Source organism: Pseudovibrio japonicus, from assembly GCF_014651595.1.
Taxonomy (GTDB): domain Bacteria; phylum Pseudomonadota; class Alphaproteobacteria; order Rhizobiales; family Stappiaceae; genus Pseudovibrio; species Pseudovibrio japonicus.
Genome location: NZ_BMXE01000003.1, coordinates 16,861 through 37,073 on the forward strand (window position 1 = coordinate 16,861; position 20,213 = coordinate 37,073).

The following is a 20,213-nucleotide window of genomic DNA, read 5'->3' on the forward strand; positions in this document are numbered from 1 at the left end:
TTCCGGCAGTGTGAAGGGAATTTTTGATGTTTGATAGCGTTTTGGTCGCCAATCGGGGGGAGATTGCCCGCCGGGTGTTCCGCACTGCGCGGCAAAAGGGCTATCGGAGTATTGCTGTTTATTCCGAGGCTGATGCAACCGCTCCTCATGTGGATGACGCTGATATTGCAGCGTGTATTGGCGGGGCGACACCAGCTGACTCTTACCTGAAGATTGACGCGATTTTGGACGCAGCCCGCAAAACCGGAGCACAGGCCGTGCATCCGGGCTACGGGTTTCTTGCGGAGAACGCGGAGTTCGCGCGGGCTTGTGCGGATGCTGGTCTGGTGTTTGTTGGCCCGCCAGCTGAGGCCATTGAGCTGATGGGGTCCAAGCGGCTTTCTAAACTGAGGATGATTGAGGCAGGGGTGCCGTGCGTACCGGGCTACTCCGGTTCTGACCAGTCCACTGAAACACTGGCAGCTGAGGCGGCGCGTATTGGTGTGCCGTTGATGATTAAGGCCTCTGCTGGTGGCGGCGGGCGTGGGTTGCGGCTTGTTGAGGAGCTGAATGGTCTTGAAGACAAGCTGGCGGGGGCGGCTTCTGAAGCTCAGAACGCGTTTGGGAATGGTGAGCTTATCCTTGAAAAGGCTGTCATCAATCCGCGCCATGTTGAAATTCAGGTGTTTGCGGATAATCACGGCAATGTGGTGCATCTGGGGGAGCGGGATTGTTCTGTTCAGCGGCGACACCAGAAGGTGATTGAGGAAGCGCCGGGGCCATCTGTAACGTCGGAAATTCGCGCTGCGATGGGACAGGCTGCTGTTGATGCTGCTCGGGCGATTGGCTATCGCGGAGCGGGCACTGTTGAGTTTCTGCTGGCGGAAGACGGCAGTTTCTACTTCATGGAGATGAACACTCGTTTGCAGGTGGAGCACCCGGTGACGGAAGAGATCACCGGTCAGGATCTGGTGGCGTGGCAGTTGGATGTGGCGGCAGGCAAGCCGTTGCCTTTGAAGCAGGAAGAGATCTCTTTCAGCGGTCATGCTATGGAGCTGCGCCTCTACGCAGAAGATGCGGATGCTGGTTTTCTACCGCAAACGGGTACGGTTCTGGCGTGGAACGGTGATGACCTTGCCTTGCGCGTTGATAGTGCCATTGAGCAGGGCAGTGAGATCTCGTCCTATTACGACCCTATGATTGCCAAGTTGATTGCGCATGGAAGTGATCGGGACGAAGCGTGCCGCAAGTTGTTGCGCGCGCTGGATGAGCTGGTTCTGCAAGGGCTGGTGCATAACGGTTCTTTCCTGAAAAGCGTGTTGCAGGATGAAGTGTTTGCTGTTGGCGAGGCGACAACGGCGTTCCTGAATGAACGGGAGTTGGGATCAGTTGCTGCTGATGCAACGAGGGAGCTTATGCGGGACCTTGCCGTGTGTTTGTTTGCACGCAGCAACGGTCAGAGCCGCTGGACGACGGCGACGCCATTGCCGGTGAAGATCAAGCTGGATGGTGAAGAGACTACGGTTCGCGAGGACTTGAAAATTCTGAGTGACGCGGACCGCGGAGGCATCTTTTTTGAAGCGGATGGGGTACGCCAGTCTGCCTTTGTAAGCGAGGCTCCCGAGGGTGGTCTCTGGATCTCTCTGGAAGGGCAGACTCAGTTCTTCGAGGAGCAGAGCTTCAGCACCAAGAAGGATGATAGCGCGGCGGCTGGCAGCTCTATCATCGCGCCGATGCCGGGGGCTGTTGTGGCGCTTAAGACAGAGCAGGGGGCGCAAGTCTCTAAAGGGGATGTGCTGTTGGTTCTGGAAGCCATGAAGATGCAGCATGAGTTGACCGCGCCGAGGGATGGCATTGTCGCCGAGCTTGGAACGCAGGAAGGGGCACAGGTGAACAGCCGTGATGTGCTGGTTCGTCTGGAAGAAGAGATCGCCTGATCCTTTTTTGAAAGCCCGGTGGTTTTGCTAGGAGAATTTGATGAGTTTGAACCTTCCTGACTTCGGCTTGAAGCGTAAGTCGACCATGTTCAACGAGGAACATGAGGCATTTCGTGATGTGTTGTCCCGCTTCATCGCCAAGGAGATTTCGCCTTACGTTTCTCAGTGGGATGAGGTCAATGAATTCCCTCGCGAACTCTACAAGAAAGCAGCAGATATTGGTCTGCTTGGACTCATGTTTCCGGAGAAATATGGTGGGACTGGCGTTGATTATCCGCTGTCTTATCTAGCCTCCGTTGAGCTGGGGCGTGCGGGCAGTGGTGGCATCAGCGCGGGCTTGATGAGTCATGCTATCGGTACGCCACCGATCGCGCATCTTGGGTCTGATGAGTTGAAGGCGCGGGTGATCCCGTCTGTCTTGGCGGGCGAGAAAATTTCGGCGCTGGCGATTACCGAGCCGGGGGGCGGGTCTGATGTTCAGAACCTGAAAACCGTGGCGCGGCGTGAAAACGGTCACTACGTCCTGAATGGTGAGAAAACCTTCATTACCTCCGGTATGCGGGCTGACTATTACACCGTCGCGGTCCGGACCGGTGATACGGGTATGGGCGGTATCTCGCTGATGCTGGTCGAGAAGGGGATGGAGGGATTTTCCCAGACGCCGTTGAAGAAGATGGGGTGGTGGGCCTCTGATACGGCGACGCTGCATTTTGATAATGTGAAGGTGCCAGTGGAGAACCTGATTGGCGGCGAGAATGCCGGGTTCATGGGCATCATGATGAACTTTAACAATGAGCGGTTGTTTCTCAGCTGCGCCTGCTACGGGCACATGCTGGGCGTTTTTGAAGAAGCGCTGAGTTGGGCGCAGCAACGTGAGACGTTTGGCAAACCGCTTATTTACCGGCAGGTCATCCGGCACAAGTTTGTTGATATGGCGATGAAGATGCAGGCTGTGCGTGCTGTTCTGGAGGAGCTGACGCAGCGCTTACAGCTGGGAGAAAGCCCTATCACCGAGATCTGCATGGCGAAGAACCTTGCAACGAGCACACTGGAATATGTGTCCAATGAGTGCCTTCAGATCCTAGGCGGTGCAGGTTACATGCGCGGCACTAAGGTGGAGCGTATCTACCGCGAGACCAAGGTGATGACGATTGGCGGTGGTTCCTCTGAGATCATGAAGGATCTGGCCAGTCGGCAGATGGGTATTTAAGAGTTTTGTTTGCTATGAAAAAAGCCCCGCCATCGAGCGGGGCTTTTGTTGTTTTGCTTATGCGCTCTCTTTAGCGACGGATTGCGCCATCTCGTTTGGCGTTGCGCCAGAGATACCCAGCTCGCCGAGGAGGCTGTCGACCAGTGGGGCCTGAGAGCGGTACCTCAGAGCTGAGTTGACCAGCTGATCGGAGAGACCTGCGGCGCCTTCTGCCGGCGTGCCATTGGCAGCAGGGGCTGCCCCACCCAGACCATCAACCTGAAGGATTTTGATTTCGTCGATGTTCTCCATTGGCTTCACGCTGGCACTGATGACCTGTGGCAGAGCTTCGATCAGAGCCAATTTGACCTGCATGTTGATCTGCTCAGGTGACAGAAGGTTGGACGCTTCATTGAGGATCCGGTGGCCTTCTGCTTCCACAGCGAGACGCAGTTTGTCTGCTTCTGCGCGGGTGGTGACTGCGTCCGCTTCCGCGCTTGCAGCGATACGGATCTGGTCTGCGTCGCCGCCAGCTTTCAGACGTATTGCTTCTGCGTGATCTTCTGCTGCCTGCTTCTCTGCTTCCGCACCGACTGTCACAGAGATTGCGGCGCGTTCAGCATCCTGCGCGGCCTGAACCAGCTCAACTTGTTTCTGACGTTCGGCTACTTCGATTTCACGAGCGGTGACGACCTGTTCTTCTGCCTTGATGGCAATCGCACGAGCTTCGTTTGCAGCAGCGTCAGCAGTGGAGAGTTCTCTGGACTTCTCAGAGACCGCGATGGAGCGATCCTGCTGGGTCAGTTCAATGACCTTTTCCTTCTCGATGCGGGTTTCTTCCAGAGCACGATCCTTCAGGATTTCCTGCTCTTTGACCTGACGCTCAGAAGCAATGGAGGCCTGACGGATTTGCAGTTGGGATGTAATATCTGCCTGCTCTGCATCACGGCGGCGTTCGGCTTGTTCCGTGGCAATCAATGCCTGCTGCTTTGCTCTGCGGATCTCCAGATCGCGTTGCTGCTCCAGTGAGGCGTATTCTTCTTCACGGGCTATTTCGAGTTTCTGCTGTTCGGCATCGAGGTTTTTACGGCGGATCAGAACTTCTGTATCCTGCTCGATGTCGTTGCGCTTTCTACGGCGTTCTTCAATTTCCTGTGTGAGCTTGGTCAAACCTTCCGCATCGAATGCGTTGTTTGGATTGAAGTATTCCATACGGGTCTGGTCAAGACCGGTCAGGGAGACGGACTCCAGTTCCAGTCCGTTTTTCAGAAGATCTTCGGAGACTGCAGCTTGTACCTTTTGCACGAAAGAAACGCGCTGTTCGTGTAGCTCTTCCATAGCCATTTCAGCAGCCACGGCGCGCAGGGCATCAACGAACTTACCTTCAATAAGGTGTTTCAGATCTTCCGGATGCATGGTGCGCACGCCAAGTGTTTGGGCGGCGTTGGCGATGGATTCAATAGTTGGCTGGACGCGCAGGTAGAACTCGGCGACCACGTCGACGCGCATGCGGTCGCGGGTGATGAGTGCGGCTTCGTCAGCACGGCGGACTTCCAGACGCAAGGTGTTCATGTTCACCTTGATGATGTCATGGAGAACAGGGAGCACGATGGCGCCGCCATTCATGATGACTTTCTGTCCGCCAAAACCGGTTCTCACGAAAGCAACCTCTTTGGAGGAGCGGGTGTAAAGGCGTGAGAAGACAATGCCGATTGCGAAGATTGCGACGAGGATGATGGCTGCCAGAATGAGCAGCTCAGTCAGCCCAGTGGACGACGAGGTTATGACCGCGTCCTGTGTTTCTGTAAACATATGTGACCTCAAATAAAGAGATTAATTTGCAAGCGTGTCTTGGCGAGGTGATAGATTTGCGTGTGGGTTCGGAATTGCTGTGAAAAGGGAACCTTTTAAGCCGACAAGCAAGACTTCCGCTCCCTGCATTAATGTTGTGTCCGGCTGGTCTGGAATGACCTGCACATAGTGGCGTGTGCCGAAGGTGTCTGTGACACGCGCTTCTGCCTGCAAATCGCTGGTCGCGTTGCCCAGTGTCAGGACTGCAACTTCGCCAACCAAGGCGTCTCGGGACCGCGCGTCTGTCTCTTCCTTGGGCATGATGCGAGCAAGGGCATGACCGGTTTTTGCTGTGAACCAGAAGCTGACGATCACCGTCGGGATGAGTGCCATCCAGAATGGCATTGGTGAGCCCACTACAGAGTTGGTAGTGTATTGGATGAGTACACCAGTGATGCCAAAGCTGGTGAGCAGGATGATCAGCAGAACGATGAAAGGGACTTTGCCCACCGCCAGCCATGCCAGAAACCCTTCGACGGGGCCAAGGCCAGCTGCATCGACGAGGACATCGGCGTCAATGTCGGCATCAATGTCGATGTCGGCATCCATCCCCAGATCGGGCAATGCATCGTCGATCAGTCCGGATAATGATAGTCCGAACACCATGCCGACAATCTCGAGCAATGCCAGAGCGAGCATTACGAAGATGGCGAGCGTGAAGAGATAGGTCTCGTCTGAAAAAATTAGTTCTGCCAATTCATCCCCCAATGAATAATAGGTTTGCTGGTTGCTGTTATTCCAGCTCAGCTTCCAGTGCTGCCAGACGCTCTTCTACGCGGTGGTCACGGGTCATCTGATCCAACTTTGCAAGCTTTGCATCGTCAGCCATGCTTCCCGACCCCGGTGCCCCCGGAACACCAGTTGCTGCTTTCATCGCGCGATCAAAGGCGGAGTTGGCATTGTCGACGGTCTTGTTCAGTTTTCCATCTGCGCCACCATCTGTGGTTGTGCTTTGTGATGTTGCCGCATTTTTCTGCGCAATGTAAGTGTCCAGTTGGTCTGACATTTCGCGTTTGCGGCCCTGAAGCGCGAGGATGGAGTTGTTCAGCTCCTGCTCCTCATCTCCGGCATCTGCGATGGTCTTTTCCAGCACCGGAATTTGTGCCTCCAAATCCATCTGACGGGCAACGGCTGCACGGGCGAGTTCTTTTTCGCCAGCACGCAGAGCGATGGCGATTTTCTCAGAGAGCTCCTCGTGGGATTTGTTGGTTTCGGCAAGCCTTTGGCTGGCAACGTGCTTTTTTACGGCTGTTTTGCCTAGAGCGGCACGTACATCTTCGACGGCGCTGTCCAGCTCGCGGATGGCTTGCTTCATGATGATGTCGGGCGCGGTGCTTTCGACGGCATCAACAATCGAGTTGGCGGTTCCGGAGACGAGGCGGCCTACACGAGATAAAAGAGATTCAGACATAAATTTCTCCAGTGTTACTTTGACTTTAAACGGTTGCGCAAAAGTTCTGTGGAGCTGCGCATGTCATCGACAAGCTCTTTGAATAGCTCAGGGTTCTGGAGGCGCGGGTTGCGTCTCAATCCCGCCTGCAGCACCAACTCAACGAGCTCGAAAAAATCTTCTGTAATGGCGGCTTCGGCGTCCTTCAGATCTTGCTCGCCAGCCTTGCCAGCCAGTTCTCCCAAGAGCAGCGGCAGGCGGTCAGTCAGCAAGCGCAGGACGTCGGACTGGCGATCACTCTGGTCCAGCATGTCGCTTGCCGGTTTCACCAGTTTGCGCGCGGCAAATGTGTGCGCGCCATCGCCCAGAGACGCAAAGCTGCTTTCTGGTGCAGCTATCAGTGCTCTGATTTTGTCACTCGGGGTCTTGGCCTCGGGAAAGTTCAGGCGGGCCAGACGTTCTGACTCCTCTTGCGTTAGTCGCACGCTCAGCGAAATGGATCTGGATGGCATGTTGCACCTTTGCATTACGAATGTATTTCTAATGTAATTGCAATTTTTAGTTGGTCAAGGGGGTAGACTAAAATTATTCGGAGTGATGGGAAATGGACTGATGATGGTGTCACTGATTTACTTGCTGGTTTGGTAAATGAGTGTGGTGAACTCACAGGTGCGGGCGGCGATAGTCTTCTTAGAGGATAAGTGGTCTTTCCAATGTGGGGTTCTGAGATGGCAGATATGCGAAAGGGTGGCTGTGATTGTGCGGGGGCAGGTGATCGTGGGGAAGGTGCGTTCAGCAATGATCACTGGGATGATCCTGAACGACTTTCTGTAAGGAGAAGTTTGGTCCCCGTGGGGGATATCACCGCATTTGAGCGGATCATGGGAGCCTCCGATATCTTCCCCATCAACTACCTGAGCCGGGGGGCGACGGCTGCAAGGTCGATCTGTAAGGTTCAGGTTTATCGGGAGGGGCATATCCCTTCCGGGGCGGGCTCAGGATTTCTGGTGGCACCAAACCTGCTTCTGACCAACAACCACGTGATCCGGTCTCGAAAGTCAGCGGCTCGTTCATCTGCCATTTTTCGTTATGAGATGAATGAGGAATTCAAGTTGGATCGAGGTATTGCGTTTTCGCTTACGGACGAGATCTTCTTTACGAGCCCGAGCAATGAGCTGGATTTCAGTTTTGTGTCCGTTGAGGAGGATACCAAGGAGCAGGTTGCCTTGTCTGATTTTGGGTTTCTGAAGTTGCTTCCGCAATCCGGCAAGGCGGTGAATGGTGAGCCGGTTTCAGTTATTCATCACCCGAATGGCGGGCTGAAGAGCCTCTCGCTGCGCAACAGCAAGATCATGAGCGTCAAAGATCATTTCATTACTTATTCCAGCGATACCCTGCCGGGTTCCTCGGGCGCGCCGGTGCTGAATGATCAGTGGCTGCCGGTGGCGCTGCATCATCGCAGTGTTGCGCATCCTTCACAGCGGAACCGCTGGATTGCCAATCGGGGCATCCGGATCAGCGCTATTCTTGACTACCTTGAGCTGCATGCGTCAAAGCGTGACACGGACGCAGTGATGATTTTGAAGCTTCTTGGGCTGTAATTTCATTTCAATATCAATTGCCTAACGAGTTGGCTACGGTGATGTACGTAGTGCGAAGTGACTAGTAAGCAAACTGCATATATCAATCGCCTTTCTCACGAATGCTGTTAGATAGGCGACCATAAATACAATAAAAATCTACATGGCAGATCCATGAAAAGATCCAGCGTAATAAGCAAAGCACTTCTGGGAATTCTAGGAAGCATCCTTTTGAGTGATGCGGCTGTCGCACAAGTTTGCTCAACCGCAGATACGATGAAGCACGGCATAGTTCTCATAAACAACGGTATCCCGGCCCGTTTGTTTGTTCGGCAAGATGATGCTGGACAGATTACAGAGCTTCAGCTGGACGAGAGATATGTGGTGATCCGTGACCAGATTCATGTTCATGAGCGGGGATTATTCCTGTCCTATGAGCGTGAGGCCCACATTAACCGGACTTACGTGCCCGATTTGCCTTTTTCCGAGTTCTTTCCGCTTGAAAAAGGGAAGGTCTGGAAAGCTTCCGTGGATGTGTTTGATAACGAGAAACTTGTTCGTAGCGCTGTGCCCTACAAGTTCTCGGTGGGGGAACCAGGGCGTTTGCAGGTTGGTGACTGTGCCTACGATGTTCTTGATGTGACGATGGAGACGGAGAGCCCTGAGGGTGAAGCGATTGTCACCAAGTATGCCTATAGCACGGAGCTGGGCACGATCCTCAAAGGAGAGGGCAAGCATCTTTGGTTATCCGAGAATGGTGTGATGCAGTTTGATGAGTTGCGGCCAGTCCGCAGCAAGATGTTTCCCTGATTGAAAAGGGGAGACGCCGGCCTCCCCCCTGATAGCTTATTAAGCCAGCACTTCGCGGCTGATCAGTTCCTTCATGATCTCTGAAGTTCCGCCATAGATGCGCTGCACGCGGGCGTCTACGAAGGCGCGGGACACGCCGTATTCTCTCATATAACCGTACCCGCCATGGAGCTGGAGGCAGCCGTCAACGACGCGGCCCTGCATCTCGGTAGAGCCGAGTTTGGCCATGCTGACGGTGGTGTTGTCGAGCTTTCCTTGCAGGAAGAGGCGGCAGCATTCATCAACGAAAGCACGGTGCACGCGGGCGTCGGTAGCCATCTCGGCCATCTTGAAGCGGGTGTTCTGCAACATGGCGACCGGGCGGCCAAAGGCCTGACGTTCTTTGACGTACTCTGCGGTCATTTCCAGCACGCCTTCGGCTCCGGCAACTGCGCCGACAGCGAGGGTAAGTCGCTCGCGTGGCAGTTCGTTCATCATGATGTGGAAGCCGGTATCCACCTTGCCAAGCAAGGCGCTTGCAGGGACGCGGAGGTCTTCGAAGAACAGCTCGGACGTGTCTGAGGAATGCAAGCCGATCTTGTCCAGGTTCTGGCCGCGCTTGAAGCCGGGGTTGTCTGCGTCAACGAGGAAAAGACTGGTTCCCTTGGAGCCTGAGACGTCCAGATTGGTGCGCGCCACAACGATCACAACGTCTGCATGCTGACCGTTGGTGATGAAGATTTTGCTGCCGTTGAGGATGTAGTCATCGCCGTCTTTGCGAGCGATTGTGCGGATGCCCTGAAGGTCAGAACCTGCTGCTGGTTCGGTCATTGCGATGGCGCCGACGCATTCGCCGGAGACCATTTTGGGCAGGTAGTTTTTCTTCTGCTCTTCAGTTCCGTGATTGAGGATATAGGGTGCAACAATATCTGAGTGAACGCTCAGGGATACGCCCAGACCCGAGCAGTTTGCGCGAGTGAATTCCTCAATGATGATCATGGAGAAGAGGAAGTTGGTGCCGAAGCCGCCGTATTCTTCCGGGGTATCAACGGAGAGCAGACCCTGTTCGCCCATCTTGTTCCAGATGTCGCGGGGAAAGATATCTGCCTTCTCCCATTCATCGTAGTGCGGGAGAATTTCTGCTTCAATGAACCGCTTTACATTGTCGCGAAACAGCTCCAACTCACTCTTCAGGTCTTCGTCAATCATGTCCATCCCTTTGTATTTTTGAGTGAAACGCGTCTTCCCCTGATCATCTCCCAACAGCGATAGGGGCCGTTTCTTTACGTTTGGGGGAAGCCTAAGGGACGTGAACATGCTGCGCAACTGGTGATGAGTAGTAGATGGTAGGAATGATTGGTGCTGCGGGTGTCTTGACACATTGACGCAGGTCTATATATTAGAGAAAGCTAAATTAGAATAATTTGTAGTTTGGTTGGGGGCTGACACTGCCCCCGCTCAAATGCCCCATAACCGAAGTTTCCTCTGACGAGGAAAGCACGAGAATAAACCATGACTGAGTTTACCCCATTAGCCTCGTTAGCCGGAGGTATTTTGATCGGCTTGTCTACTGTTATCCTGCTGCTCGCCAATGGGCGTATTGCGGGGATTAGCGGGATTTACAGCCGCTTGTTTGAAACTGGAAAGCTTGCCAATGGCAAGTCGGCCTGGGTGCACGGCGAGAAGGGCTGGCAGCTGGCGTTTGTTGCTGGCCTGCTTCTGGCCCCACTGCTGCTGATGGCAGGGGGGTATGAGATTGTGCAGGTGTTTACAGGCAATCTGGCGCTGATGGCGATTGCGGGTGCTCTTGTGGGGTTTGGTTCTGTGTTTGGTAGCGGGTGTACCAGCGGGCATGGGGTTTGCGGATTGTCGCGTTTGTCCGTTCGGTCGCTGGTTGCGACGGTCACCTTCATGTCGGTCGGCGCGATCGTGGTGTTTGTTCTTCGTCATGTGGTGGGAGGATAACCATGCAACGTACTATCGCAGGTTTTCTGGCAGGTCTTCTCTTCGGTGTTGGGCTGGTTATCTCGGGAATGAGCAACCCTTTGAAGGTGCAAAACTTCCTTGACGTGTTTGGTAACTGGGACCCAAGCCTCGCCTTTGTCATGGGGGGAGCCATTCTGGTGGCGCTGCCGTTCTTCCGGCTGGCCCGCTCTTTGCCACGTCCGTTTATGGCGGATGATTTCCGGATGCCGACGTTTCAGCAAATCGACAAGCGGTTGGTTTTTGGCTCCGCAATCTTTGGGGCAGGATGGGGATTGATTGGGTTGTGTCCCGGACCGGCTCTGGTCTCGTTCTCTTTGCTGACGCCTGAAGCGATCGTGTTCGTCGTGTGTATGACGATCGGAATGCTGCTTGCGCGGTTTGTGGCTGACATGGCAATGCGGCGGGCCCTCAAAGAATCCTGATGCAACATGCATTTCTTATACAAATCATGGATTTGTAATAGTATATTGCAGTGCATATGAACGCCGGTGGTTTGCCAAAGGCAGAAGACAACACTCAGATTAACGTGAAGGTGCCAGCTAATGATCTCTAGTCTACTTCAGAAAATTTCGGGCGGTGATGGTGGCAATGGGCAGCTGGAAGCGCGTCAGATTGCCGAGGATTACTGGGTTGCAGGGCAGCTTTCTCCCGAGGACATGAAGACAGCGCGGGAGCAGGGCTTCCGGTCGATTGTTTGCAACCGCCCGGATGACGAAGAGGCGAACCAGCCGACCTATCTGGAGGTTTCTGGCGCTGCTGAAGAGCAGGGACTGGAGCACGTTTACATTCCGATTGGAACGGGGACAGATTTTGAGGAAGCCGGGCAGGAGTTGGCTGACTTTCTTGCACAGGCGCCGCGACCTGTTCTGGCGTATTGCCGGAGTGGGAACCGCTCGACCGTGTTGTGGAATGCGATCAATACTTGAGCGTGATCAGATTGTTCGACATGAAGATGCCAGTGAAGGAGACTTTGCTGGCATTTTTGCTGTCTGGCGGGGATAGGCCTTAGATATTGAGAGCGATGACACCAAGTGCGATCAGTGTGATGATGGTGGCTGCGATGCGCACGCCGAGGTAATTGCGGGAGGTGACTTCCATGTTCTGCAGAAAGAAATCAACAAACAGCATGCCTGAGAACAGGATGATAAGTCCAAGCAGGAAGATGATGGGCGCGGTGAACAGGAACAGGCACCAACCGGCGAGTGCGACAAAGTTACTCCATAACAGCAGCCATGCACGTCTGGGGTGAGGGGCGATAAAGAACATGCCCCATTGGGTTCCTGCCATGAAAGACAGGATGACTAGGGCGTACAGACTTACCGCTACAATGGTTGCGCCAAAGACAGGGAGAAAGGAGTAACCTACTGATAAACCTATAGCTCCAGCGATGAAAGGGATGGTTCCGGCTAGAGCGAGGCAAGCATAGAGCACTGGGAGTTCGCGGTTCATCAGGTTTCAATCCGGCTCATTTCTACTTCTGATAAAGGCTAGCGGCTAAGGCTGAAAGTAGTCCTGATACGAAGTTGCTCTTTTGAATGAACTGATCAATACCTGAGGGGCATAAAGACCAGAGGCCCCGACCATGCTGCAAGAGATACTCCCCAAAGCCTGTTTGATCGCAGAGGAGGCAGGTGCTTATGCGCTGGAGGTCTTCCATAAACGGGACCAGTTGCAGATCGACAGCAAGGGCCTGCTTGACTATGTGAGTGAGGCGGACCGTGAGGTGGAGCGGCGCATCAAGACGGCACTGGCAACGGCGTTTCCTACCCACGGTTTCAAGGGGGAAGAAACCGGCGGTGAGATGGCGCCGCCGTGCTGGGTTATTGACCCGATCGACGGGACAACCAACTACCTTTACGGGCGGCCAGACTTTTGTGTTTCCATGGCCTTTCTTGATGAGGAGGGGCCTGCGGTTGCGGTGGTCCATGCGCCTTTTCACCGCCGGACGATCTATGCGGCACGGGGGATAGGTGCGTTTGAGGACGGTGTGAAATTGCAGCCCAGACAGGCGTGTGACCATGAGCTGGTGGTGAACCTGTGCTTTAACTACAAGCAGGGCAATAACCTGGACTTTTTGCATAAGGTCAACCGGCTGGTGAGCAAGAAGCATCAGATCCGGATCTGCGGTTCTGCTGCCTGGGCTTTGTGTGAGGCGGCGACCGGCCAAGTGGACGGGGCCTATAACGGCTGCGTTAACAGCTGGGATGTGCTGGGGGGACAACTCATCTGCGCCGAGGCTGGGCTTGAGACCGGGCCTTACGTTTATGATACGGGCAGCGTTTATGCGTATCCGAAGGACTCTGTGCTTTCGGAATTTCTGGTGCCGTACCTTTAAAAAACGCCGCTTGAGGGCGGGGATATCCGGTTTGCGTTGTTTTGTGCATTGCTTTGCGTTGAAGCTGCGCTTTTTGCGTTGATCGGGGTTCTTCGGTCGTGTGGGTGGTGGCAGCTCGCCAAAGCTGGCTGGCCGAAAAGTTATTCCCCTCTTTAACCAGTAGCTTATGTTGGTATGAGCGCTGCTTTTTGGCGGTGTTCCTTCTGCATTCCGCACGTCGTCCACTGAATGAATTTTGTGCACACCCCCAGTCAGACCGGGAGCGTGCATGTCAAGGCGCTTAGTTGTTCAGGAACGGACGCAATTGTTCTGCCAGCTCTTCGGGGTTGTTGAAGTGGGGGAAGTGGGCTGCGTTTGGTATTTCTTCTAGCTTGGCGTTGGGGATGGCTTCCAGATAAGTCTCAGAGACTGCGATTGGTTGGAAGTCTTTGCCGCCGTGGATGATGAGCGTGTCGGCGGTGATGGTGCTCATGTTGCTGGTCCAGTCATGGCGCTTGCCAAGGCCGAAGAACTGGGCGCGGGTACTCCAGCTACCAAAGAGCTCTTGCGGGACAGGGGGGGCGCCAATGATGGTGTCGCCGGTTGCCTCGACGAAATAGGGCAGGAATTCGGTGTCGAGCTTTTGCAGGCTGGCTTCGTCCTCTTTGAAGATCTGGGCAAGATCCAGATAACGGCGCAGCCATTTGTCGTAGGCTTTATGGTCGCGTTCTGGAAGGCGCTCGCGGATGTTTGCGAACATGTCGTAATCGTCGGAGGGGAAGACGAGCAGGTCTGCCGGATTAAGGAGCACCAGTTTCTCGACATGATCCGGGAACTCAGCTGCATAGAGTGAAGCCAGCAGTCCGCCAAAGGAATGGCCGATCAGGATTAGTTTGTCGTCACCAAGGAGCTGGCGGATACGCTCTATGTCGGCCAGCTGCTGGCCGATACCGAGGGTGCTTTCCAGCAGCTGGATGTTTGTCCATGTGCTGTTGTCTGCCGGAAAGCGGTCGAAAGGGCGTGTGGAGCGGCCTACGCCGCGTTGGTCGTAGTAGTTGATGCGGTACTCGTCAGAGAGCAGGTCAAAGCCTGGGGCGCTTTCCATTGTGGGGATGCCGGGGCCACCATGGATGAAGAGGATGTTGCGGCCGTCTCCCGTAGAGAAGGTCTTCAGCTTCACGTCCGGTGTGACCTGCCAATAGTCGCCGTTGATGCCAACGGGTTTGAGGTCTTCGCGCTGGGTGACGGTGCCCGGCTTGAACATGGGTTGTTGCATCATCCACCAAATGGCGCTGCCGCCAGCAACGAACAGCAACCCAACAAAAACAACGAGTGACAGAAGCATGGTTTTGCCGCTTACCCTCATAAAAACACTCCCTTTTTGCAGCGGAGCCCAATGAATCATATGTGCACCCATCCGGTCTATAGTGATGTTACCGTGCACAGCGATATTTGTAGTATTGGGACTGTACTTAATTGAATTTCCACGCGCTTCGCATTTCTTGCGGAATTTGGCGCCCGGATGCATTTTGCTGGTTTTGTGCTTATTGACGGGGCTGGTGCATCGGCGGTGTCTGGATTAGCCGTCAATAATGCGTTTCTTCGGTGGGTTACGAAAAATTACGTATTTTGCTTGCGATCTGCGGTTGAAGCGTGTTTTCTAATTCACGTGAATAATTTTCGTTCACTTCATTGCAGCAGTCGAGTGTCCTTTTTTGTATTGCGTTGATGGCTCGGCCTTTTCTTATCGTGTTCGGGGCAGAGGTTTTTGTGGCGTGTGCGCGTTGTGGAGCTTCCTGCTTCTCTTCTTTTTCCCGGAGGGGCTATGAAACTTCTTTCTTCCATTACCAAACTGGCGACAGTTGCAGCCATTGCTGGCGGCGCGGCGCTGTTTTCTGGTCAGGCTCTGGCGCAGGACCTTAAGTTCTTCACCATCGGTACGGGTGGTACCGCTTACACCTACTATCCGGTTGGCGGCATGATCGCCAATGCGATCTCCAATCCTCCGGGCTCGCGAGCCTGTGATGCGGGCGGCTCTTGTGGTGTGCCGGGGCTGATTGCTTCGGCTGTTTCGTCCCGTGGGTCCGTTGATAACGTGAATGCGATTAACTCGGGCCTGCGTAACTCCGGCTTTGCGCAGTCTGATGTGGCATACTGGGCGTATTCCGGTACGGGCACCATGGAAGGCAAAGAGCCGATGAAGGATTTGCGCTCGATTGCGGCGCTGTTTCCGGAGCATATCCACCTGATCGCAAAAGCTGATAGCGGCATCAACTCGGTTGCTGATCTGAAGGGCAAGCGCGTGTCGCTAGATGAGCCGGGGTCTGGAACCTATACGGATGCAAACCTGATCCTTGCTGCTTATGGTCTGTCCACTTCGGATGTTACGCCTGAGGCGCTGAAGGGTTCTGCTGCTGCTGAAGCACTACGCAACGGCAAAGTTGATGCGTTCTTCGTGGTGGCTGGTTTCCCGACCGGTGCTGTTGTTGAACTGGCGTCTGCGGAAGACATCAAGATCGTTCCGATCACGGGGCCTGAAGCTGAAAGCCTGGTTGAGAAGTATGGCTTCTTTGCAAGCTCCGACATTCCGGCGGATGCCTATCAGGGTGTTGATGCAACTACGACGCTGACCGTTGGCGCTCAGTGGATTACCAGCGCGAAGGAAGATGATGAGCTGATCTACAACATAACCAAGGCGATGTGGAACGATAAGACCCGCAAGCTGTTGGATGTTGGCCATGCAAAGGGCAAAACCATCACGCTGGAGACAGCAACCGTTGGTCTTGGTGTGCCGCTGCATCCGGGTGCCGAGCGTTTCTACAAAGAAGCTGGCGTGATCAATTAAGGCTTGTTCGTCTTTGCTGATTTTGCGGTGCCCGGTAGACCTCTGCCGGGCGCTGCTATTTTTCATCCAACAGAAACGCAGGGCTGATGTCTCACCATACGACAGATCAATCCTTTGAGGATCTGGAGCGGAAATACGACCCGGACCTTACCTTCAGAGCAGCAGGTCCCGTGCTTGCTGTTGTTGTGACAGCGGCACTCGTTGCAATGTCGCTCTACCATTATTACGCGTCCGGCTTCGGGCTCATTCGAGAGCTGGTCCATCGCGGCATTCACCTCTCGTTTGTGCTGGGGCTGGTGTTTGTTCTTTTCAGTTTCATCAAGAGCACGAGTAACCAGCCAGCACCTGCAGCGTGGTGGCGGCCCAGTGGCGTGCATCTTTGGGATATTGTGCTGGCGGTGATGGCAGTGGTTGCGGCGATGTACTTGCCGCTGCTGCCTGCGGAGGCGGTTGCCTCGCGTGTGGGTGCGCCTGCGCCGATTGATGTGTTTATGGGCACGGTGCTCTTGGTACTGGTGCTGGAAGCCTCGCGCCGCTCGGTTGGGCCAACGCTGCCGCTGATTGCGTTGATCTTTGTTGGCTATGCCGTGTTTGGCATGTATGCGCCGGGGGCCCTGCGGCATCCGGGGGCGAGCTGGACGGGGTTGATCAACCATCTTTACATGACGAACCAGGGCATCTATGGCATCGCCATTGGGGTGGTTGCCAAGTATGTGTTCCTTTTTGTTTTGTTTGGGGTTTTGGCGACACGCATTGGCCTTGGGCAGTTGTTTATTGATCTTGCTTCGGTGATCGCGGGGCGTTATGCGGGCGGACCTGCCAAGGTCGCGATCTTCTCCTCTGCTATGCTAGGCACGATCTCTGGCAGCTCCATCGCAAATACGGTGACAACAGGGTCGCTCACCATTCCGGCAATGAAGAAGGTTGGCTACCCGCCGCATTTTGCGGGCGCGGTTGAGGCGACGGCGTCCACCGGTGGGCAGATTACACCGCCAATCATGGGGGCGGCTGCCTTCATCATGGTGGAGTTTTTGGAGATCCCCTATCGGGAGGTGTTGCTTGCGGCATTGTTCCCGGCACTGCTGCATTATTTCGGTATCTTCGTGATGGTGCATCTGGAGGCTAAGCGCCTTGGGTTGCGTGGTCTTTCTGCTGCTGAACTGCCGAAAGCGCTGGTGGTGTTGAGGCAGCATTGGCTCTCGATCATTCCGCTGGGCATTCTGGTTTATCTGATCATCTCGGGCAAAACACCTGATTATGCTGCGGTTTGGGGGATCACGGCCTGTGTGGTTGTTGGGTTCTTAAATCCGTTTAACCGGATGGGTCTGCGAGATCTGGTTGAGTCATTGGCAACGGGTGCAAAGTACTCGCTCGCGGTGGGCGCGGCGGCTGCGGCTGTGGGCATTATTGTTGGTGTCGTCACACTGACGGGCACGGGCTTTAGGCTGTCGTTTGTGGTGACGCAGGCAGCCTCTGATCTTGGTGGGTTCATTGCTTCTGGTATGCTGGCGGATTACCTGACGCAGAATGGATTGACGCTGTTCTTCACGCTGGTGTTTACGGCGATTGCCTGCATCATCATGGGGGCCGGTATTCCAACGACGGCGACCTATATCATTCTGGTTTCCATTGCTGCGCCTGCCTTGGGTCTGCTGGGTGTGCAGCCGCTCGTGGCGCACTTCTTTGTGTTCTATTACGGGGTGCTGGCCGATGTGACACCACCGGTAGCATTAGCGGCTTATGCCGGGGCTGGTATTGCGGGGGCAAACCCGTTTAAGACAGGGAACACAGCGTTCCGTCTTGGCATTGCGAAGGCACTGGTGCCGTTTGTGTTTGTTTACTCTCCGGCCCTGTTGTTGGTAACGCCTGAGTTCAACTGGTATGACTTTGCGATTACCCTTTCGGGCGCCATTGTTGGCATTGGTCTGCTTGGTGTGGCGTTCTCCGGCTATATGCTGGCAGCTCTGAATAAGCTGGAGCGGTACTGGACGGCCTTTGCGGCCATGTTCTTCGTGGCACCAGGCTTGCAGACCATGGCGATTGGCGGCGTGTTGATGCTGCCTGTTGTTGTGCGGCAGGTTGTGGCACGCCGGAACGAGCAGTTGGTGACGCAGGACGCTTAGTGTGGCGGTTTGATTGATGAAAACACCCCGCCGGAGCACCTGTTCGGCGGGGCTTTTATTTGGAGTTTGTGGTGTCAGAAATGCATGTGAGGAAGTTGGTTGGGACCAAGCTTCCATCAATAAAGCTTAGAGCAACGGACGGGAGTGATGTGGATTTATCAGCCTTGCCCGGCGTTGTGGTCGTCTATGCTTATCCGCGAACAAGTCCTCCCAATGAGGCGCCGATTGAGGGGTGGGATGTGATTCCCGGTGCTCGTGGCTGCACCCCGCAATCCTGTGCGTTTCGGGATCACTTTAGTGAGTTGAAGGCTGTTGGAGCGCAGGCGGTGTTTGGGCTCTCGACACAATCCACCGCGTTCCAGTGTGAGGCTGCCGAGAGGCTGCACTTGCCATTTTCTCTTTTATCCGATGAGCAGCTGAAGCTGACGAGTGCGCTGAAGCTACCGACATTTACGGCGGGCGGTTTAGTTCTGCTTAAAAGGCTTAGTATGATCATCAGGGATGGTGCTGTGGAATACATCATGTTCCCGGTTTGTGATCCTGCGCAGAACGCGGAGGAGGTTCTCGCGTATCTGAGGCAGGCAGGGTGAAGGATTGAGAGACCCCGCCGGATGCACTAGTCCGGCGGGGTGTTGGTCAGGCGGCTTGCAGTGTTTCTTCCGGGTAGGCTTCTTTGATGTGGTTGGCGTAGGCGACGAGGTTTGGGAATTGCTCGACGGTTTCCTTCCAGCGAGCGAAGGGCAGGTCGGAGAGGGCGCACAGGATCTGGGCGCCGATGGCAGCATCAGCAAAGCATGGGCGATCGCCGAGCAGGTATGGTTTGTCGGCCAGCTGGGTGGAGATGGCTTGCAGGTCTGCGCGGCCCAGTGCGAGGCGTTCTTGCCAGGTGTGCTGACCGTAGCCGTGATTATTGACCTTGGTGATGACGCTCTTGCGGGATTCGCTTGCCATGGGGCTGCGTATGTCTTCTGGAAGGGCGCCGAAGAAGTCGCGCTCGATTATGGCGAAGTTTTCATCTGGCAGCCAGCGGGTGCACACGGTCACGAAGTACAGGGAATGTTCTGCCATGCGCACAAAGGCGTGGGCGACAGCCAGTTCATCCTCGGAGTAACCGCCTGAGAAATCGGCGTTATAGTTGAGGATCAGATGTCTTTTGATGAATTCGGAATCGGCGATGAGTTCTTCCTTGTCTTTCATGACTGGTAGCTTGCCTTTGGGTGCGGTTTGCAATGCTGCCGGACCTTCAAGAACATCATGGGAGAGGCCTGCCATGGCGAGCAGGATGTCTACTTTCAGGCAAAATGGGCTTGCGCTGACGCCGTTCAGTTTGGCGCTGAATTTGTGATGTGTGAGCATTTGCATTCTCCGCTTGTGTTTGCTGAGAGATTGATAGCAAGGTGCTCCTGACAGCATTGTGTCAGGAGTGTTTGGCACTCCCAAAATTTCTGGCCGAAACTTACCGGAGGATTTCATGCGCAGGGCAGATCGGTTGCTGCAGATCGTTCAGTTGTTGCGGCGTCATCGCGGGCCGGTGACGGGGGATGCGATGGCGGAGGAGCTGGAGGTTTCTGTGCGCACGCTCTACCGCGATATTGTCAGCCTGCAATCGACTGGTGTGCCCATCCGTGGGGAAGCAGGGGTGGGCTATGTGCTGGATGAGGGGTATGACCTGCCGCCGCTGATGTTCAACAGTGATGAGCTGGAAGCGGTGATGATGGGATTACGCCATGTGCAGGTGCGCGGGGATGAGCAGCTTATTCGCACGGCCAGCGATGTGATTGCCAAGATTGCGGCGGTGCTTTCTCCTGAAGCGCGGGACGAGTTTATTGAAGCACCGCTTTATGCGCCGGACTTTGGCATGGAGCCTATTCCCACGGCGCATATTGAACTGAAGGACGTTCGGCACGCCATTCGCGGGCAAAACAAGCTGCGGATTTCCTATGCAGATGCGCAGGGGGAATTGAGTGAGCGCCTCATATGGCCGCTGAGCCTGACGTTCTTCGCGCAGTCACGGATGATTGTGGCGTGGTGTGAACTGCGTCAGGATTTCCGTGCGTTTCGTACTGATCGTGTGGAGCACATGGAGGTGCTGGAAGAACGCTACCGCGAGAACCGCGTGGCCCTGCGCGATCGTTGGTGGAAGATGGAAGTGGCGCGGCGGGAGAAAGAGGCGGCGGAGAAGGCGGGGTCGCAGGTTGCAATGAAATAGTATTAGCATTATCAATGCTGT

The 20,213-nt window shown here is 54.9% G+C and carries 20 protein-coding genes; 12 read left to right on the forward strand and 8 right to left on the reverse strand.

The annotated features are described in order from the left end of the window. The first annotated feature begins 26 nt into the window (after positions 1-26). On the forward strand, positions 27-1,916 hold the full coding sequence (locus IE076_RS08645) for an ATP-binding protein (RefSeq protein ID WP_189436398.1): 1,890 nt from the start codon (positions 27-29) through the stop codon (positions 1,914-1,916). Between the two features lie 40 nt (positions 1,917-1,956). Next, positions 1,957-3,126 carry an acyl-CoA dehydrogenase family protein gene (locus IE076_RS08650; protein WP_189436399.1) on the forward strand — a complete coding sequence of 390 codons (1,170 nt, stop codon included), beginning with the start codon at positions 1,957-1,959 and terminating at the stop codon, positions 3,124-3,126. A 57-nt stretch (positions 3,127-3,183) separates the two neighbouring features. Here IE076_RS08650 and IE076_RS08655 read toward each other — a convergent pair whose 3' ends face one another. Genes IE076_RS08655 through IE076_RS22650 form a run of 4 tightly spaced genes read right to left on the reverse strand, consistent with a single transcriptional unit; the run spans position 3,184 to position 6,858 of the window. After that, complete coding sequence (locus IE076_RS08655; RefSeq protein ID WP_209008982.1) at positions 3,184-4,917, reverse strand: flotillin family protein; 1,734 nt, start codon at positions 4,915-4,917, stop codon at positions 3,184-3,186. A gap of 21 nt (positions 4,918-4,938) precedes the next feature. Further along, on the reverse strand, positions 4,939-5,652 hold the full coding sequence (locus tag IE076_RS08660) for an OB-fold-containig protein (protein ID WP_189436400.1): 714 nt from the start codon (positions 5,650-5,652) through the stop codon (positions 4,939-4,941). 37 nt (positions 5,653-5,689) lie between these two features. Then, the gene (locus IE076_RS08665) at positions 5,690-6,367 is read right to left on the reverse strand and encodes a PspA/IM30 family protein (protein WP_189436401.1); all 678 of its coding nucleotides are present in this window, start codon (positions 6,365-6,367) and stop codon (positions 5,690-5,692) included. A gap of 14 nt (positions 6,368-6,381) precedes the next feature. Next, the gene (locus IE076_RS22650; RefSeq protein ID WP_209008983.1) at positions 6,382-6,858 is read right to left on the reverse strand and encodes a hypothetical protein; all 477 of its coding nucleotides are present in this window, start codon (positions 6,856-6,858) and stop codon (positions 6,382-6,384) included. Between the two features lie 216 nt (positions 6,859-7,074). On the opposite strand from IE076_RS22650, the gene IE076_RS08675 reads away from it, so the two are divergent. Both IE076_RS08675 and IE076_RS08680 read left to right on the forward strand, forming a co-directional pair. Then, the gene (locus IE076_RS08675) at positions 7,075-7,947 is read left to right on the forward strand and encodes a trypsin-like serine peptidase (protein ID WP_209008984.1); all 873 of its coding nucleotides are present in this window, start codon (positions 7,075-7,077) and stop codon (positions 7,945-7,947) included. Positions 7,948-8,157: 210 nt separating this feature from the next. Continuing rightward, entirely contained in the window at positions 8,158-8,736 is a 579-nt protein-coding gene (locus tag IE076_RS08680) for a hypothetical protein (protein WP_209008985.1), read from the forward strand. A gap of 39 nt (positions 8,737-8,775) precedes the next feature. On the opposite strand, the gene IE076_RS08685 is transcribed toward IE076_RS08680, so the two are convergent. After that, positions 8,776-9,924, reverse strand: a complete 1,149-nt coding sequence (locus IE076_RS08685) for an acyl-CoA dehydrogenase family protein (RefSeq protein WP_189436402.1) — start codon at positions 9,922-9,924, stop codon at positions 8,776-8,778. A gap of 303 nt (positions 9,925-10,227) precedes the next feature. Here IE076_RS08685 and IE076_RS08690 point away from each other — a divergent pair, with 303 nt between their 5' ends. From IE076_RS08690 to IE076_RS08700, 3 genes are all read left to right on the forward strand, one after another. Continuing rightward, a complete protein-coding gene (locus IE076_RS08690; RefSeq protein WP_189436403.1) occupies positions 10,228-10,680 on the forward strand; it encodes a YeeE/YedE family protein in 453 nt (150 codons plus the stop codon). Between the two features lie 2 nt (positions 10,681-10,682). Continuing rightward, the gene (locus tag IE076_RS08695; protein WP_189436404.1) at positions 10,683-11,123 is read left to right on the forward strand and encodes a DUF6691 family protein; all 441 of its coding nucleotides are present in this window, start codon (positions 10,683-10,685) and stop codon (positions 11,121-11,123) included. A gap of 120 nt (positions 11,124-11,243) precedes the next feature. Beyond that, the gene (locus IE076_RS08700) at positions 11,244-11,627 is read left to right on the forward strand and encodes a protein tyrosine phosphatase family protein (RefSeq protein WP_189436405.1); all 384 of its coding nucleotides are present in this window, start codon (positions 11,244-11,246) and stop codon (positions 11,625-11,627) included. A gap of 79 nt (positions 11,628-11,706) precedes the next feature. Here the strand turns inward: IE076_RS08700 and IE076_RS08705 are convergent, their stop codons facing one another. Then, on the reverse strand, positions 11,707-12,150 hold the full coding sequence (locus IE076_RS08705) for a DUF3429 domain-containing protein (RefSeq protein ID WP_189436406.1): 444 nt from the start codon (positions 12,148-12,150) through the stop codon (positions 11,707-11,709). Positions 12,151-12,283: 133 nt separating this feature from the next. On the opposite strand from IE076_RS08705, the gene IE076_RS08710 reads away from it, so the two are divergent. Beyond that, a complete protein-coding gene (locus IE076_RS08710) occupies positions 12,284-13,036 on the forward strand; it encodes an inositol monophosphatase family protein (protein ID WP_189436407.1) in 753 nt (250 codons plus the stop codon). Positions 13,037-13,316: 280 nt separating this feature from the next. Here the strand turns inward: IE076_RS08710 and IE076_RS08715 are convergent, their stop codons facing one another. Beyond that, positions 13,317-14,381: an alpha/beta fold hydrolase gene (locus tag IE076_RS08715; protein WP_189436408.1), complete on the reverse strand. Its 1,065-nt coding sequence runs from the start codon at positions 14,379-14,381 to the stop codon at positions 13,317-13,319. Positions 14,382-14,840: 459 nt separating this feature from the next. Here IE076_RS08715 and IE076_RS08720 point away from each other — a divergent pair, with 459 nt between their 5' ends. The 3 genes from IE076_RS08720 (at position 14,841) to IE076_RS08730 (ending at position 18,573) form a co-directional block, all read left to right on the forward strand. Continuing rightward, positions 14,841-15,860: a TAXI family TRAP transporter solute-binding subunit gene (locus IE076_RS08720; protein WP_189436409.1), complete on the forward strand. Its 1,020-nt coding sequence runs from the start codon at positions 14,841-14,843 to the stop codon at positions 15,858-15,860. A gap of 86 nt (positions 15,861-15,946) precedes the next feature. After that, positions 15,947-17,983, forward strand: a complete 2,037-nt coding sequence (locus IE076_RS08725) for a TRAP transporter permease (RefSeq protein ID WP_189436410.1) — start codon at positions 15,947-15,949, stop codon at positions 17,981-17,983. Positions 17,984-18,063: 80 nt separating this feature from the next. After that, complete coding sequence (locus IE076_RS08730) at positions 18,064-18,573, forward strand: peroxiredoxin (protein WP_189436893.1); 510 nt, start codon at positions 18,064-18,066, stop codon at positions 18,571-18,573. 46 nt (positions 18,574-18,619) lie between these two features. Here the strand turns inward: IE076_RS08730 and IE076_RS08735 are convergent, their stop codons facing one another. Beyond that, positions 18,620-19,339, reverse strand: coding sequence for a glutathione S-transferase family protein (locus tag IE076_RS08735; RefSeq protein ID WP_189436411.1), 720 nt, complete (start codon positions 19,337-19,339; stop codon positions 18,620-18,622). Positions 19,340-19,454: 115 nt separating this feature from the next. On the opposite strand from IE076_RS08735, the gene IE076_RS08740 reads away from it, so the two are divergent. Continuing rightward, positions 19,455-20,192, forward strand: coding sequence for a helix-turn-helix transcriptional regulator (locus tag IE076_RS08740; protein ID WP_189436412.1), 738 nt, complete (start codon positions 19,455-19,457; stop codon positions 20,190-20,192). Positions 20,193-20,213: the final 21 nt, after the last annotated feature.